A 15,114-nucleotide genomic window follows, 5' to 3' on the forward strand; every position below is an offset into this window, starting at 1 on the left:
CGCCGCGCGTTTCACGCATTCATTCATCTCACGACGCGTGACGAACACGCTCAATCACGGGAGATGCCCATGCGTATCGCGACTCACATCCTGGCCGCCCTTGTCGGCTTCGCCACCCTCGTTGGCTCGTCCACTCTCGCGGCGGAGGAGCTGCCTCAGCCCAAGAAGCTCACGGTGGATCGGGGACTGAGCCACCACCAGGCGTACACGCAGCTTCTGGCGGCACGGCGCTACTACGCCTTCTGGAACACGGGGGAGGAGGCGTACGCCCGGGCGGCGCTCGCCGAGGACTTCATCGACCTGAACCTTCCCGAGGGCCGGCCCCAGGGTCCGACGGGTCCCATCGTCGCCTCGCGCGCCTTCCGTGCGGCGGTGCCGGACCTCCTGGTCTCGGTCGAGGAGGCCTGGGTGGTGGGTCATCAGGTCATCAGCCGCCTGCGCTTCACCGGCCACTTCTCCGGCCGGTTCGGTGACCTTCAGGGCGATGGCCGCTCCATCCAGTTCGACGCCGTGGACATCTACACCATCGAGGATGGCCGCATCGCCACGAACTGGCACCTGGAGGACAACCTCACGTTCCTCACCCGGATCGGCGCCGTCGTGACGCCTTGAGCTCACGTCCCGGAACGGGCGGGGCCTCTCGCGTGGAGGCCGTGTTCTCCACCCGGTCCATGCCGTCCCACCGGTAGGCCGCGCGAAGCTCCCCGCCGAGGAAGTCGATGAAAACCTTCACCTTCGCCGCGACCCCGCGGGTGTGGGGGTAGATGGCATGGAGGGGAGCGGCGGGTACCCGGTAGCCGGGCAGTGCCACTTCGAGCCGTCCGGCCTCGAGGTCCGCTCCGACGTCCCAGATCGACTTGAGCACGAGCCCAGCGCCTTCGAGCGCCCACTCGTGCGCGACCTCGCCATTGTTGGTCACGAGCGGACCCGCGACGCGCGCTGTCGTCGTCTCCCCACCGGGCCCCTCGAATTGCCAGTCCTGGTTCGGCGGGTTGCCGAAGGCGATGCAGTCATGGTTCTTCAAATCGGCGGGGCGCTGGGGCCTGCCCTTGCTGGCGAAGTAGGCGGGCGCTCCACACACCACACGGTGATTGGGCGCGAGGCGTCTGGCGATCAGGCCCGAGTCGGGCAGGGCGCCGAAGCGGATGGCGACGTCGTAGCCCGACTCCACGAGGCCGACCACCGAGTCCGAGACGTCGAGCTGCACGCGGATGTCGGGATAGCGCTCCAGGAAACGGGGGATGAGCCGCCCGAGGTGCCGCCGGGCGAAGGCCGCGGTCGCGGTCACCTTCAGCAATCCGCTCGCCCCATGCCGCAGGGAGCGCACCTTCTCCTCGGCTTCACCAATCTCGCCGAGTACGCGCACGCACCGCTCATGGAACTCGGCGCCCTCCTCGGTCAGGTTCAGGCTGCGGGTGGTGCGGTTCACCAGCCGCACCCCGAGCCGCTCCTCCAGCCGCGCGAGGCGCTTGCTGACGACGGCGAGCGACATTCCCAACTCCCTCGCCGCGGCCGAGAGACTCCCCGCGCTCACGACCCGTGTGAAGACGGTCACGTCGAGCAGGCTGTCGATCATTGCCGGAGGATAGTCTTCTGTTCGAAGGTCTACGCCGCCAATCCCTCCGCTTTGACGCGGTGAGTTGGTGAGTTCCAGGAGCCGCTTCAACCCGCGCCGAGGGGATCCGGTTGAACTCTCCGTATGAGCGGTGGAGCGGGTCGTGACGTTCCTGTGACAAACCTCTTCAGGGTGACCACCCGCCGCCAGTAGCATCCGTCGGCGGTCGGAGCCGACTCGGCACAGCTGCTCCGTCCCCTTTCTTTCAAGACGAGGACACAGATGAGATCGACCCATTCGCGATGGGTGCGCCGGACGGGGCACCTGGTGTGCGCGTCCCTGACCACGCTTGCGCTCTCCGCTTGCACGGGTGAGACCGGAGCCCCGGGAGCCCCGGGCGCGCCGGGAACCCCGGGGCCGCAGGGCCCGGCCGGCCAGGGCAAGTCGCTCAGCTTCACTCCGGTGAATGCCGCGCGCACCTTGGACGAGAAGCGGGCCGTCTACGCCAGTCCCAAGGCGAGCGTGAACGGGCAGGAGGTCTCCCTTCGGTACGAGACCGTGCTGCGCTCCGGTCAGCCCCTGGGCGAGCACATCTTCGGGCGCATGATCCAGAAGGATGGCGGTCCGGTGAAGAACACGGACGGCTCGGACTTCATCTCTCCGTCCAACGACTTCTCGGCGCTCATCCAGAAGGGCAACAGGATCTTCGAGCTCACCCAGTTCGAGACCACTCCCGCGTCGATGTACCTCTCCGAGCTGCGCCAGGCGCCTGACGGAAAGCTCACCGCCATCAGCACCCGGCCCATCGACTTCTCGGGCGTGCAGGGCTACTGGATTCCCTGCGCGGGCAGCGTGTCGCCCTGGAACACCAACTTGAGCAGTGAGGAGTACCCGACGGACGCGCGCGCCTATGAGAGCGCGGCCTCGGTGAGTGCGCTCACCCAGGCCGAGCGCTCGATGCTGCGCTACTGGGGGTTGGATCCGGCCACCGCCTCCATCGCCGAGGCCAAGGCCGTCTATTCCCCATACCGCTATGGCTACGTGATCGAGGTCGCGGTCGACGACTCGGGCGGCACCACCGTGGCCAAGCACTACGCGGCGGGCCGGCGGGCGCTCGAACTCGCCTATGTGATGCCGGATCGCAGGACCGTCTACCTGAGTGACGATGGCAGCAATGACGGCTTCTACATGTTCGTGGCGACGCGGCCAGGAGACCTGTCCGAGGGACAGCTCTACGCGGCTCGGTGGTTCCAGACCACGCCGTCGGGCCAGCCCTCGGGCCGGGCGGACATCTACTGGTTGCCCCTGGGTCCCAGCGCGACGGACGCGGAGGTGAAGGCGCTGATCGAGAGTGGCATCCAGTTCTCCCACATTTTCGAGACCGAGCCCCAGGCCAGCGATGGCACCTGCCCGAACGCGGCCTCCGGGTTCCGCGCCATCAACACGGAGACCGGCCGCGAGTGCTTGCGGCTCAAGCCCGGTCAGGAGCTGGCGGCTTCCCGCCTGGAGAGCCGCCGGTACGCGGCCTACGTCGGAGGCACCACCGAGTTCCGCAAGACCGAGGGAATCACGTACAACCCCGCCGCCCACCGGCTCTACGTGTCCTTCAGCGAGCTGAACCACGGGATGATCGACGATCCGAAGGGCAAGGATCTGGGTGGGGGCAATCACATCCAGGTCGCCCGCAACGACTGTGGCGCGGTCTACGAGATGGTCGTCTCGCCCAACGTGCAGCTCGGCAGTGACTATGTCGTCGAGTCCGCCGCGCCGCTCGTCGAGGGCATGTGGCTGAAGGCGCCCGGCGCCAGCCTCTACCCGAGCAACAGCCCCTTCTACGATCCCTCCTTCACGAGCGTGGACAGCAACGGTGTCTCCAATCCGGGAATCGCGAACGTCTGCAGCGTGAATGGCATCGCCAATCCCGACAACCTGTCCTTCATCAACGGGTACGACACGTTGCTCATCGGCGAGGACACCGTCGATGGCCACCAGAATGACATGGTGTGGGCCTACAACATCGTCACGCGGGAACTGACCCGCATCTTCTCCGCCCCCTACGGCTCGGAGACGACGGGCGTCTACTTCTACCCGGACATCAACGGCTTCGCGTACATCAAGGCCCAGGTCCAACACCCCTACGGTGAGTCCGACATCGAGAAGGCCGGCGGCGATGCGAGCGTGAAGCAGTCGTACACCGGCTACATCGGCCCGTTCCCGGCGATGAACTGAGCACACGGGGAGCAGAAGACATGGGCCGCCGAAGGGCGACAGGCATCGTGCTGGTGATCGGGTTGCTCGTGGCTGGGGCTTCCCTTGTCTGGCGCTCGGGCGGCACGCGAAGCCCCGCGCCGGCGACGCCCGTCGTCCAACTGAGGGAGGCGCTCGTGACCGCCCTGCCAGCGAACACGCGAGAGCCTCCCCGGCTCTCGAATCCGGCCGCCTACCTGCCCGCGCAGTGCTACGCGGTCACCCAGGACGCACCGGGTGGCCGCACCCGCAACGGCTGCTTCGCATGTCACCAGACGCCGCGTGCGCCCAACTTCGTCGAGGACGCCGAGGTCCAGACGGTCCTCTCGGTGGCGCGCTCCGCCGAGGAGAACCGTTGGACGAACCTCGTCCAGCCGCCGCCGCCCGTCGAGCTGTCCGACGCCGAGCTGCTGGCCTGGGTGCGGTCGAACAATTACGTGGATGAGCGCGGCGGGCTCCGGCTCGCCGCGGCGCTGGCGCATCCGCCCGCCGCCTGGGATGGCAACGGTGATGGCCGGTGGGAGGGCTACATCCCGGACTGTTGGTTCCAGCCAGACGCCGAGGGCTTCGATCATTCTCCGGACGGGGCCATGACGGGCTGGCGGGCGTTCGCCTATGCCCCGTTTCCCGGCATGTTCTGGCCGACCAATGGAAGCGCGGGAGACGTGTTCATCCGCCTTCCCGCGGCGTACCGGCGCGACCCGGCCGGGCGCGAGAGCAAGACCGTGTACCAGCTCAACCTCGCCATCCTGGAGGCGTACATCCGCCGGGTGGATGTGCCACTCCCGCCCACGGACGAGCGGGAGTTCGGCTCGGATCTCGACGGGGATGGCGTGCTCGGCCGGGCGACACGCGTGGCCTTCGTGTGGCCACCCAAGCCCGGACGTCCCTTCGGCTACGTGGGACAGGCGGCCGGGCTGGACCGGGCGCGCGAGGGTTGGCCCGCCGCCGGCCTCTTCCCGCGAGGCACCGAGTTCCTCCACAGCTTGCGCTACCTCGATGTGGTGGAGGGGCAGGTGCGCATGGCCGCCCGGATGAAGGAGCTGCGCTACATGAGGAAGACCCGCTGGTTGACGTACAGCGACCTCCAACTGGCGGCCGAGGCGGAAGCCCGGGAGAAGATGAAGCAGCCCGACACGCTGAAGCTCGTGCTCGCGGATGTGGAGCGTGGGGTGGGCACGGGCACCGGCTGGCTGATGCAGGGCTTCATCGAGGACGCGGGCGGCGAGCTGCGCCCGCAGAACGTCGAGGAGACCACCGCCTGTATTGGCTGCCATGGCGGCGTGGGCGCCACCACGGACAGCACCTTCAGCTTCGCGCGCAAGCTCGACCCGGGAGTGGCCTGGCAACAGGGCTGGTACCACTGGGGGCAGCGGGGGCTGAAGGGGATCGCGGAGCCCAGGCGCGCCGATGGAGAGGGCGAGTACGCCCACTGGCTCGCGCAGGTGGGGGCCGGTGACGACTACGGGACCAACGACGAGGTCCAGGCCCGCTTCTTCCGGCGGGACGGGACGCTCCGGCCCGATGCGGTGAAGGCGCTGACGAAGGACATCTCGGTGCTGCTCGTCCCCTCACCGCGCCGGGCGCTCTTGTTGGACCGGGCCACCCTGGCGCTGGTGAAGGCCCAACGCTTCGAGCGTGGGCGGGATGTGGTGGTGGGGGCTCCTCCCAAGGTGAGGGCCCGGCTGGAGCAGGACGGGTCGACGGGCATCGACGATCCCGTGCTTCCTGGATGGGTGGGCCCGCCGAAGACCGCTGCTCGCTGACAAACGGAGCGCGACGGCGAGGCCGGGGGAATCACAGGAAGCCGCGGACGGCCTCCGGGCTGAAGGGCTTCTCGAGGCGCCGGGGCGCCATGCTCTCGAGGAACTCGGCGGCGCGCCGCGTGAAACAGCCCGCGGTCATGAAGATCACCCGCTCGAGCAGCTCCGGATGCTTCCGCGAGATCCCCTCGTGCAGATCCATGCCCGTGAGGCCCGGCATCATGAGATCGCAGAAGATGACGTCATAGTGGGCATCCTCCGCCAGCAATTCCATCGCGCGTGTCCCGCTCCCCGCCTTCACCACGGAGTGCGGCGGACCAATCAGGCGGGCGAGCGCCTCGAGGACCTCGGGCTCGTCATCGACCACGAGCACGCGCCGGGGTGCCAGGGGCGGAGGCGCCGTCTTCGCCTCGGAGTGCCTTGGAGCCTCGGCCTGTCGTGCCACGGGCAGGAGGACGCGGAACGTGCTTCCCCGGCCCGGTTGGCTCTCGACTTCGATCCGCCCCCCCATCCCGGTCACGATGCCGTGGCACACCGACAGGCCCAGCCCGGTTCCCACGCCCACGGGCTTGGTGGTGAAGAACGGCTCGAAGAGATGCGGCAGGTTCCCGGTGGCGATCCCACACCCCGTATCCGTCACCTCGACGGCCACCCACGTGTCTCCCTGGGGACGGAGGGTGAGCGTCACCTGGTTCTCCTCGGGTGCTCCTTCCGGGATGGCCTGCGCGGCGTTGAGCACCAGGTTGAGGAAGACCTGTCCCAGGCGCGACTCATTGCCCAGCACGGGCGGCACCGGCGCGTAGTCGCGGACGAGCCGCGCCCGCTGGCGAAGTTGGTGGGCCGCCATGTCCACGGAGAACTCCAGGGCGTCGCCCACCTCCACCGGTCCCAGGGTCTCGAACTTGCTGCTGGCGAACGTGCGCAGATCCCGCACGATGTTGCGGATGCGCTCGGCGCCCCTACGGGCCTGCTCGAGCGCGTCCCGCACTTCCTCCAGGCTCTCGTCCTGCTCGCGCTTGGAGAGTTCTTCCAGGGCGAACGTCATGTTGGCCAGCACGTAGGCCAGGGGGTTGTTGATCTCATGCCCGACGCCCGCCGCGAGCTGGCCCGCCGTGGCCAGCCGCTCCGCCTGGATGAGCGCATTGCGCGTGGCGTCCAGCTCGGCGGAGCGGCGGCGCACCAGCTCCTCCGCCTCCGTGCGCGCCTGGTGCTCGCGCGCGAGCAAGGTGTCCCGCTCGAGCTCGGCACGGTGCCGCCGGGTGATGTCCTCGATGACGGCGATGAAGTAGTCCGGTGCGCCATCCGTCTTCCTCACGAGAGACACCGTGAGGTTGATCCAAACGACCTCCCCGGACTTGTGGAAGTAGCGCTTCTCCATCGAGTAGGTGGCTCGCTCGCCCGCGAGCACCTGCCGGACGAGACTCAAATCCGCGGCCAGATCTTCCGGGTGGGTGATGTCCTGGAACGCCAGCCTCATCATCTCCTGGTGCGTATAGCCGATGATGGCGCACAGCCTCGTGTTGACGCGCAACCACCGGCCATCGAGGCCCACGTGCGCGATTCCCACGGCGGCCTGGTCGAAGGTCGCCTGGAAGTGGCGCTCGAACTCGGAGAGAGGGGCAGGGGAGCGAAACGGGTTGTCCATGGAGCCCAACGGGGCCGCATCCTAGAACGGAATGCGCGGCCAGGTCGCGGCGAATGCCCAGGACATCCCGTGCATTCCATTGTGCGCCAGGTGCTACCCCGGCGCGAAGCCCGACCGCCCCAGGAGCGGCCTGGCTTCCTACCGTGACGTCAGCACCCGTGTCCGTGCGTGCTCAGTGCTGCGCGCTGGAGCCGGAGAACACCACGTCGACGCACCCGTGGAAGCGCTCGTAGGTGAAGTAGTTGCGCCCCCACTCGCCGTAGATGACGTGGCGGCCCGCGCGCTGCGGCACGTTGCACGTGGTGTGGAAGAGCGAGTTGGCCTTGTCCGCGACCACCGCCGGATTGCCGGTGGGATTGCGGTCGTTGTACTTGAGCACGCAGAACGCTTCCGTCTCGAAGTCGTCCCAGGTCAGGGGCTTGCCAACCTGATAGACGAAGCCGGGCTTGGTGATCCAGTAGCGGAACTCCTCGGTGTCATCGTAGTGCGGGCCCCAGGAGATGTTCCAGGTGATGGTGCGGGGGCCGGAGCTGATGGAGGTGGTCGGCCAGTTGATGGACTTGTCCCAGGGCGTGGCACCGCCGCGCCAGGTCTCGCTGTTGAAGCCACAGACGTTCTGCGGCAGGGGGCTGACCACGGCCCGTCCCTGCGCGTGGGTGAGCACGCTCATGAATTGATAGCCACCGGAGAAGTCATCGCGGAAGGCATCGGCGCACTCCGCGTATTCGCCGGGTCTGCCCACTTCATCCGGCTTGGTGTACGCGCCACAGAACCAGTTGCGCGCCGGCGGGTCCTGGATCAACCCGTGGCCGTGAGCAACCGAGGCGACGCCCAATGCCAGCGACAAGCTCCACCACGTCTTCTTGATATGCGTCAGCATGAGTTTTCTCCTTGGGGGACGACTGAGCCAGAGACTGTTTCATGGCGATGACATGTCCTTCTGGGGGGGACAACGCCATGAATGCACCACCGCCGCGTTGCACTCCAAAGGCGAGGCACTGACCGGCATGATTGGATAAGACGCAATTCGAGCCAAATGATCTTTTCGGGGATTTGTTGGCGGTTAAACGTTACACCTCCGTTTGATTCTTTCGTGGTTCTTAAATCCTGACTTCGCCGGGATGCCCATGTCACGCGCTTGTTTCCAATCACTGCCAAGGCGCGCCAGGACGGAGTCTGGCTTCTGCCCGGGGATGAACCCTCCGGACCGCCGCCACGGGGGCTTGGATCGTGATAAAGCTCCTCGCCGAGGAAGGATATGAGATTGCGCCCCGAGGCGTATTCCCGCTTGCGGTGGGGTGGGGTGGTTCATAATATTCCCAGCCATGGGAAGAATATCGGGAGCGCGCAACCGCGATCATGAAGAGACGCGTTCGAGGCTCGTGCAGAGCCTCTCGCAGCAGCTCCTCGTGGCGGGAGGCACGCACCCGAGCCTGCGGACGCTCGCGGAGGGCGCGGGGGTCGATCCAGGCACGCTGCGCCACTACTTCGGTGATCGCCAGGGCGTGGTACAGGCCGCCTTCGAGCACCTGATGAAATTCGGACAGGAGCGCCGGGCCTGGGCGAAGGGTCTGGCGGAGCGTCCCGCGCGAGAGGCCTTGCACCACCTGCTGGAGCAGATCGCCGCGGCCTGGACGGGCTCGCTGGGCGGCATGCACGCCGCGGGCTTCGCCGAGGGCATGAGCGATTCGGAGCTGGGGCAGATCTACATCTCTTCCATCTTCGAGCCCACGCTCAACGCCCTCGAGGAACTGCTCATCGTCTTCCACGCGCGTGGCGAGTTGTCGGTGCCAGATGCACGGGTGGCGGGACTCGCGCTGTTGTCTCCGGTGCTGATGGCGCTCTTCCACCAGCACCAGCTGCACGGTCGCCGCTGCCGTCCGCTCGACCTGAAGGTCTTCGTCGAGCGGCACCTCGACGGCTTCATGAAGGGCTACGCGAAGTAATCCAACGCCGTTCCCACCGGGAGTTGTCCAATGGCCGCGCCGCGGTTGCTGTCGATGTGTGTCTTGTGGTCCGTCATCATGGGATGTCAACCCAGGCAGGTGCCCCAGGTGCCGGACAAGGTCGTGGGCCACTGCATCTACACGAACAAGTTCAGCGACAGCATGGAGTGCCGTGACTACGTCGGCGAGTGGTCCGAGAAGGACGCGAAGGAGGATTGCGAGGATCAGGACTCGACGATCGTCCTGGGGTCGGCGTGTGGCATGGAAGAGCGGCTGGGCTACTGCTTCCTGGAGGAAGGTGGCGAGCGGTGGACGCGCATCACGCTGCCGGGGGTGAACCAGGAGAAGTGCGGCTCCATGCAGCGCGGCTGTGAGCTCTTTGGTGGCGGGGCGTTCGAGCCGGCGCCCGTCTGTGGGGGGAAGGTGGTGGACAGCGGAGGCACGGGGCTGCCGACGTTCCAGCAGCCGGTGCTCACCTGTGTGGATCCCAAGCCGGGGGAGCCGCCGGGCCAGTCGGAAGGGGGAAAGGTGTGCACGTGGGAGATGATCTCCGGAGCCACCGAGCTGGGCCGTCACTTCGATGACTACGCGAGCTGCGACCGGGTGCGGACCCAGCGTCCGTACTACGCGGTGCCGCCCGCCCCGAACGCGGAGCGGGAGGATCCGCGCATGAAGGACCCGGCATATGCCGCCGAGGTGGACTGGGTGCGCACCCAGATCGAGGCGACGGCCTGCGTCTGCTGCCACTCGACACGCGCCCCCAAGGGGACGTCCAACTGGTACGTCGAGTCTCCGGGCAACTTCATCAACTCCTTCAACCCCCGTGGCCTGGCCATGGGCGCCGGGTGGATCAACACCGTGGGTTTCGGCGCCTACCCCCGCGAGCACAACAACGGCTTCTCACGGGCCTCCCCGGAGCGTCCGCTGGACTCCATCTTCGTCACGACCGACCCGGACCGGATGGCGCGCTTCTTCCAGTCCGAGCTCTTCCAGCGCGGCTTCAAGCGCGAGGACTTCGCCGATCAGCCGTACGGCGCGGGCCCCCTGGACGATCAGCGCCTCTTCCGGCCGACGGCGTGCACCAAGGGCGAGGGCGTGGACGCGCAGGGCCTGCTCCAGTGGCGAGGGGGCAAGGCCCGCTACGTGTACGTCCTCGAGCAGGAGAGCACGACGCCGACGGTACCGCCCAACCTCGACCTGCCCGAGGGCACGCTCTGGCGGCTCGACGCGCCCGCCGAGGGAGCCGGGGTCGAGAGTGGAACAGTGCGCTACGGAGTCGTCCCCGCCAACATGTCGCAGCGCTTCCCGGCGGGGGGCCAGCCTCCGGCGCTGACGCCGGGCAAGACGTATTACCTGTACGTGCTCGCGGACATCATCGTCCCCATCACCCGCTGCCTCTTCGTCGCGCCGTGACGGCACTTCCGCCGCGAGCCGGCAAGATGTGACATCGAAAATCCGGGGTGTGTCATCCAGGCAGGCCGCAACGGAGCTGCTCGTTCGTTGGGCCTTCAAGAGGAGACACCCCGGAATGAACCTGACGCGACATGCCCACTTCTGGCTTCCCCTGCTGTTGGCCACGGCCGCTTGCACGGTGGGCCCCATCGATGATGACGCTCCGAATTCGAGCCAGGAGGCCGTGACGGCCGCCGAGAGCACCGCTGTCTCTCAGGCCGCGGCCACCGACTGCCGCGCGTTCGATGGCGATGTGAAGAAATGTGATGCCGCGGGTTGCGGCTACTACTTCTGTTCGGAGCAGTGCCACCCCAAGAACACCAGCCTGTGTGACGCGGGGTGCACGGCGGAGTGCAACGCCTCGTGCCGCACGCACGACGGCGACCTGAACGGCTGCAACGCGGCCGGCTGTGCCTACTACTCGTGCTCCAACCGCTGCCAGGCCAAGGGCACCAGCCTGTGTGACGCGGGCTGCTCGACCGAGTGCCAGGCCGCGTGCCGCGTGCATGACGGAGACCTGAATGGTTGCAACGCGGCCGGCTGCGCCTACTACACGTGCTCCAACCGCTGCTACACCAAGGGCACGGTCACGCCATGCGAGGCGGGCTGCTCGGAGCAGTGCAACGTGCCCGAGCGAGATGCCGCCTTCGTCTCGCAGTCCGTGCCTGGCCGGGTGACCGTGGGGCAGAGCTTCCAGGCCGTGGTGACCATGCGCAACACGGGCGCCAGGGCGTGGAGCCAGGACAAGTACTACCGGCTGGGAGACAACGCCCGCCTCTGGGGGCTGGCTCGCGGTTTCCTCGCTCCCTCCGAGACGGTGTGGCCGGGCTACTCCAAGTCCTTCGTCCTCAACCTCACCGCGCCGAGCGCGCCGGGCGCATACGACTTCCAGTGGCGGATGGTGAAGGATGGCATGGACGCGGGTTGGTTCGGTCAGTCCTCCGCGAAGACCTCCATCCAGGTCGTCCCGGAGCGTGACGCGGCCTTCGTGAGCCAGTCGGTGCCCACCCAGGTGCGGCCGGGTCAACTCTTCGAGGTCCTGGTGACGATGCGGAACACGGGAGGCCTCACCTGGACGCAGGCGGACGGATACATGCTCGGCACGAGCAGCACCACCTGGAGTTTCCAGCGCGCCCCCCTGAACCTGGGCGAGTCGACTCCCCCGGGAGGCACGAAGACCTTCAACGTGGAGCTCATCGCGCCAACCAAGGTGGGCTACCACTCGTTCCAGTGGCGGATGCTGCGGAACGGCGGCACCTGGTTTGGTGCGTCTACACCCGCGCTCTCCATCCAGGTCGTCTCGTCGGCGACATCCTGTACCTGCAAGCCTGGATATGCTTGCCCCAGCAACTGCCCGACTCCGTGAGGCGTCGGGCTCGCGCCCACGTCGCTCGCCCGCGAGAAGTTGTTAGGGTTCTGGTCCATCGTTCATCCCATGGACCGATATTCCTCGTCAGGAGCCGTGTCGTGTCCGCCCGAAGAGGTGCTGGCCTCTTTCGCCGCGGGCACCCTCGCCGGGGCGGAGCGTCAGGAACTCGAAGGCCACCTGGCCCGCTGCAGCGTGTGTTTCGAGGTGGTGTCCGTGCTCGTCGCGGGGGCTCCCCCCTCGACGGGCCAGGCCCCGCCCGCGCACCCTTCCCCCGTGCTGGCGCGCGGCACGGCCGTGGGGCGCTACCTGGTGCTCGACTGCATCGGCTCCGGTGGCATGGGCGTGGTGTATTCGGCGTACGATCCGGGATTGGATCGCAAGATCGCGCTCAAGCTGCTGTCCCCCGGTGGCCCGCATGGCGCCACGTCCGCACGGGGGCAGTCGCAGCTGCAACGCGAGGCCCGCGCCCTGGCCCGGCTGTCCCACCCGAATGTCGTCACCGTGTACGACGTGGGCAGCGAGGCCGAGCGGGTCTTCGTGGCCATGGAACTGGTGGATGGCCAGACGCTGGGCAAGTGGCTGGCCTCCGAGCATCCCTCGTGGCAGCAGGTGGTGCGCTGCTTCGTGGAGGCGGGGCGGGGCCTGGCGGCGGCCCATGCCGTGGGGCTCGTCCATCGCGACTTCAAGCCCGACAACGTCCTGGTCGGCCGGGACGGCAAGGTGCGCGTCACGGACTTCGGTCTCGCTCGAGCGATGAGGCCCGAGCCGGCCACTCCTTCTGGAGAGGAGGCGGGGCGCATGGCCTCCCTGGCGTGGAGCCGCTCGGGCGCCCAGGCCGGCACTCCACGCTACATGGCCCCCGAGCAGTGGTTGGGCAAGGAGACGGGCCCCTGGACGGATCAGTTCAGCTTCTGCGTGGCCCTCTGGGAGGCGCTCTACGGCGAGCCCCCCTTCGGAGGTGATGCGCCGGACAAGGTGGCCCAGGAAGTCACCTCCGGCCGTCTGCGCTCCGCCCCCGCGCAGAGCCATGGTGGAGTACCGGCCCCGATTCACGCGGCGCTCGTGCGCGGACTCCAGGTGGAGCCCACGGCGCGCCATCCCTCCATGGAGGCACTGCTGGCCGTTCTGGAGTTCGAGCCAGCGCGGCGGCGCAAACGCGTGGTGGCGCTGCTGGGCGCGAGCCTGTTGCTCCTGGGGCTGTTGGGGGCGGGCGCCCTGTGGCGGCTGTCCCGCCCGGCCGAGCTGTGTGCCGGAGGGCCGCCCCACGTCCAATCCGTCTGGGGTGACTCGGTCCGAGAGGGGGTTCGCCACGGGCTGGTGGCCAGTGGGGCGCCCGGTGCGGACTCGACATGGGAGCTGCTCGCCCGGAGCGTGGATGCCTACACGCGGGACTGGGCCACCATGCACCGCGAGGCCTGTGAGGCCACACGCGTGCGGGGTGAACAGTCCGAGGAGCTGCTCGATCGTCGCATGCTGTGCCTGAACCACGCGCTTCAGCGTGTGTCGGCCCTGGCGCGGCAGTTGGAGCATGCGGACCGGGCCACGGCGGACAAGGTGCTGAGCGCCGTGTATGCACTGCCCCCGCTGAGTGCGTGCGCCAACGTGGATGCCCTGCTGCACCGTCCGGGGTTGCCCCAGGATGCCACCGTCCGGCGGCAGGTGCTCGCGCTGCGCGAGCAGATGGCGGAGCTGGAGACGCTGAACAAGCTGGGCCGTACCCGGGAAGCGCTGCCGCGCGCCGAGGCGTTGACCCGGGCCGCCGAGGCCCTGCGCTTCCCTCCCGTGCAGGCCGAGGCGCTCCTGCTGGAGGGCACTCTCCGGCGCATGGACGAGCAGCTTCCTCGCGCCGTCGAGCTCTTGGACCGGGCGGTGCTCCGGGCGGAAGCCGGGCACGAGGATGCCCTGGCCGCTCGGGCCTGGATGGAGATGGCCTTCGTCGACAGCGGCCACCGGAAGGAACTCGCCGCGGCGCGCCGCGGCATCGAGCACGCCCAGGCGAAGCTCGAGCGGCTCGACCGCCAGGAACCGACCCTGGAGCTGCAGATGCTGAGTGCGCGGGCGAGCCTGGCGAACGCGGAGGGACACTTCGACGAGGCGTTCGCGCTGGACGAGGAGCGCGTCAGGCGGATGGAGCAGACGCTTGGTCCGGACGCGCCCGATCTGGGCGAGGCCCTCTACAACCTGGCCTCCTCGCTCCACATGCGGGGGCGCTCGGAGGAGGCATATGCGGCCATCCAGCGCTCCCTGGAGCTGACGGAGCGCCACTGGGGCCCCGAGTCGCGGACGCTCGCCAGAGGGCTCAACATGTTCGCCATCATCACCCGCCACCGGAAGCAGTATTCCGAGGCCCGCGCGGCATACGAACGGGCGCTGCGGATCCATGCCCGTCTGACGGGTGAGCACTCCAGCGAGTATGTCCAGACCCTGGCCAACCTGGCTCTCCTGCTGAACGTGCTGGGAGAGCATGAGGCGGCGCTCTCCGCGTTCCAGCGTGCCGTGGACATCGAACGCGGGCGGAAGGATGCGGATCCCGCTGATCTCGCCACCCTCCTGACCAACATGGCCACGGTCCACAACCGCCAGGGACATCCCTCGGAGGCGCTGGCGCTCTGCCGCGAGGCGCTTGCCTTGCGCATCGCGAAGTTGGGGCCTCGCCATGTCATGGTGGGCGCCACGCTGGACACGATGGGCATCGCGCTGCGGAAGCTGGGACAGCACGCCCAGGCCCTGGAGCACTTCCAGCGTGAGCAGGAGATCTTCGTGTCCGCTCTCGCGGAGGATCATCCCTTCCGGGCCAACGCCCAGGTTCAGATCGGCAGGACGCTCATCGCGCTGGGTCGGCTCGACGAGGCACGCGCCACCCTCGAGCGGGCTCTCGCCTTCTACGCGCGTCGTCCCGACAAGAGCCTCGAGCAGGCGGAAGCCCGCTTGGGACTGGCCCTCGTGCAGTGGAAGAAAGGGGGCACGGACCGGTCGCGTGCTCGTGAGCAGCTCCTGGAACTGCGCGAGCGGGTAGGGCCCGCCTCGCGCGCCGAGATAGACGCCTTGTTTGGGGCGCCATCCACCGCGCACTGAATGAACACCCGGGGCGGCCCTCATCCATCTGGGAATCCCCCGGAGGCTGGACTATGCGGGCC

General features: G+C 68.1%; 10 protein-coding genes. 7 read left to right on the plus strand and 3 right to left on the minus strand.

The window, feature by feature from the left end:
• Positions 1-69: 69 nt before the first annotated feature.
• Positions 70-612 carry an ester cyclase gene (locus F0U63_RS17345; protein WP_395847026.1) on the plus strand — a complete coding sequence of 181 codons (543 nt, stop codon included), beginning with the start codon at positions 70-72 and terminating at the stop codon, positions 610-612.
• On the opposite strand, the gene F0U63_RS17350 is transcribed toward F0U63_RS17345, so the two are convergent.
• Complete coding sequence (locus tag F0U63_RS17350; protein ID WP_395847027.1) at positions 581-1,576, minus strand: LysR family transcriptional regulator; 996 nt, start codon at positions 1,574-1,576, stop codon at positions 581-583. The genes F0U63_RS17345 and F0U63_RS17350 overlap by 32 nt on opposite strands.
• A gap of 261 nt (positions 1,577-1,837) precedes the next feature.
• On the opposite strand from F0U63_RS17350, the gene F0U63_RS17355 reads away from it, so the two are divergent.
• Complete coding sequence (locus F0U63_RS17355) at positions 1,838-3,784, plus strand: alkaline phosphatase PhoX (protein WP_395847028.1); 1,947 nt, start codon at positions 1,838-1,840, stop codon at positions 3,782-3,784.
• Positions 3,785-3,804: 20 nt separating this feature from the next.
• A complete protein-coding gene (locus F0U63_RS17360) occupies positions 3,805-5,568 on the plus strand; it encodes a hypothetical protein (RefSeq protein WP_395847029.1) in 1,764 nt (587 codons plus the stop codon).
• Positions 5,569-5,599: 31 nt separating this feature from the next.
• Here F0U63_RS17360 and F0U63_RS17365 read toward each other — a convergent pair whose 3' ends face one another.
• A complete protein-coding gene (locus F0U63_RS17365) occupies positions 5,600-7,210 on the minus strand; it encodes a PAS domain S-box protein (RefSeq protein ID WP_395847030.1) in 1,611 nt (536 codons plus the stop codon).
• Positions 7,211-7,382: 172 nt separating this feature from the next.
• Positions 7,383-8,090 carry a lytic polysaccharide monooxygenase auxiliary activity family 9 protein gene (locus tag F0U63_RS17370; protein ID WP_395847031.1) on the minus strand — a complete coding sequence of 236 codons (708 nt, stop codon included), beginning with the start codon at positions 8,088-8,090 and terminating at the stop codon, positions 7,383-7,385.
• Positions 8,091-8,592: 502 nt separating this feature from the next.
• Between F0U63_RS17370 and F0U63_RS17375 the strand changes: the two genes are divergently transcribed.
• The 4 genes from F0U63_RS17375 (at position 8,593) to F0U63_RS17390 (ending at position 15,052) form a co-directional block, all read left to right on the plus strand.
• A complete protein-coding gene (locus F0U63_RS17375; RefSeq protein WP_395847032.1) occupies positions 8,593-9,156 on the plus strand; it encodes a TetR/AcrR family transcriptional regulator in 564 nt (187 codons plus the stop codon).
• A gap of 30 nt (positions 9,157-9,186) precedes the next feature.
• Positions 9,187-10,569, plus strand: a complete 1,383-nt coding sequence (locus F0U63_RS17380; protein ID WP_395847033.1) for a hypothetical protein — start codon at positions 9,187-9,189, stop codon at positions 10,567-10,569.
• Positions 10,570-10,684: 115 nt separating this feature from the next.
• Positions 10,685-11,974: an NBR1-Ig-like domain-containing protein gene (locus tag F0U63_RS17385; protein ID WP_395847034.1), complete on the plus strand. Its 1,290-nt coding sequence runs from the start codon at positions 10,685-10,687 to the stop codon at positions 11,972-11,974.
• Positions 11,975-12,070: 96 nt separating this feature from the next.
• Positions 12,071-15,052 carry a tetratricopeptide repeat protein gene (locus tag F0U63_RS17390; RefSeq protein WP_395847035.1) on the plus strand — a complete coding sequence of 994 codons (2,982 nt, stop codon included), beginning with the start codon at positions 12,071-12,073 and terminating at the stop codon, positions 15,050-15,052.
• Positions 15,053-15,114 lie beyond the last annotated feature (62 nt).

This window comes from Cystobacter fuscus (assembly GCF_044360685.1).
GTDB classification, from domain to species: Bacteria; Myxococcota; Myxococcia; order Myxococcales; family Myxococcaceae; genus Cystobacter; species Cystobacter fuscus_C.

What these genes read in the sequence shown, in the direction of transcription:
- F0U63_RS17345 (WP_395847026.1), top strand. Translation starts at nt 70, where the DNA reads ATGCGTATCGCGACTCACATCCTGGCCGCCCTTGTCGGCTTCGCCACC.
- F0U63_RS17350 (WP_395847027.1), bottom strand. Translation starts at nt 1,576, where the DNA reads ATGATCGACAGCCTGCTCGACGTGACCGTCTTCACACGGGTCGTGAGC.
- F0U63_RS17355 (WP_395847028.1), top strand. Translation starts at nt 1,838, where the DNA reads ATGAGATCGACCCATTCGCGATGGGTGCGCCGGACGGGGCACCTGGTG.
- F0U63_RS17360 (WP_395847029.1), top strand. Translation starts at nt 3,805, where the DNA reads ATGGGCCGCCGAAGGGCGACAGGCATCGTGCTGGTGATCGGGTTGCTC.
- F0U63_RS17365 (WP_395847030.1), bottom strand. Translation starts at nt 7,210, where the DNA reads ATGGACAACCCGTTTCGCTCCCCTGCCCCTCTCTCCGAGTTCGAGCGC.
- F0U63_RS17370 (WP_395847031.1), bottom strand. Translation starts at nt 8,090, where the DNA reads ATGCTGACGCATATCAAGAAGACGTGGTGGAGCTTGTCGCTGGCATTG.
- F0U63_RS17380 (WP_395847033.1), top strand. Translation starts at nt 9,187, where the DNA reads ATGGCCGCGCCGCGGTTGCTGTCGATGTGTGTCTTGTGGTCCGTCATC.
- F0U63_RS17385 (WP_395847034.1), top strand. Translation starts at nt 10,685, where the DNA reads ATGAACCTGACGCGACATGCCCACTTCTGGCTTCCCCTGCTGTTGGCC.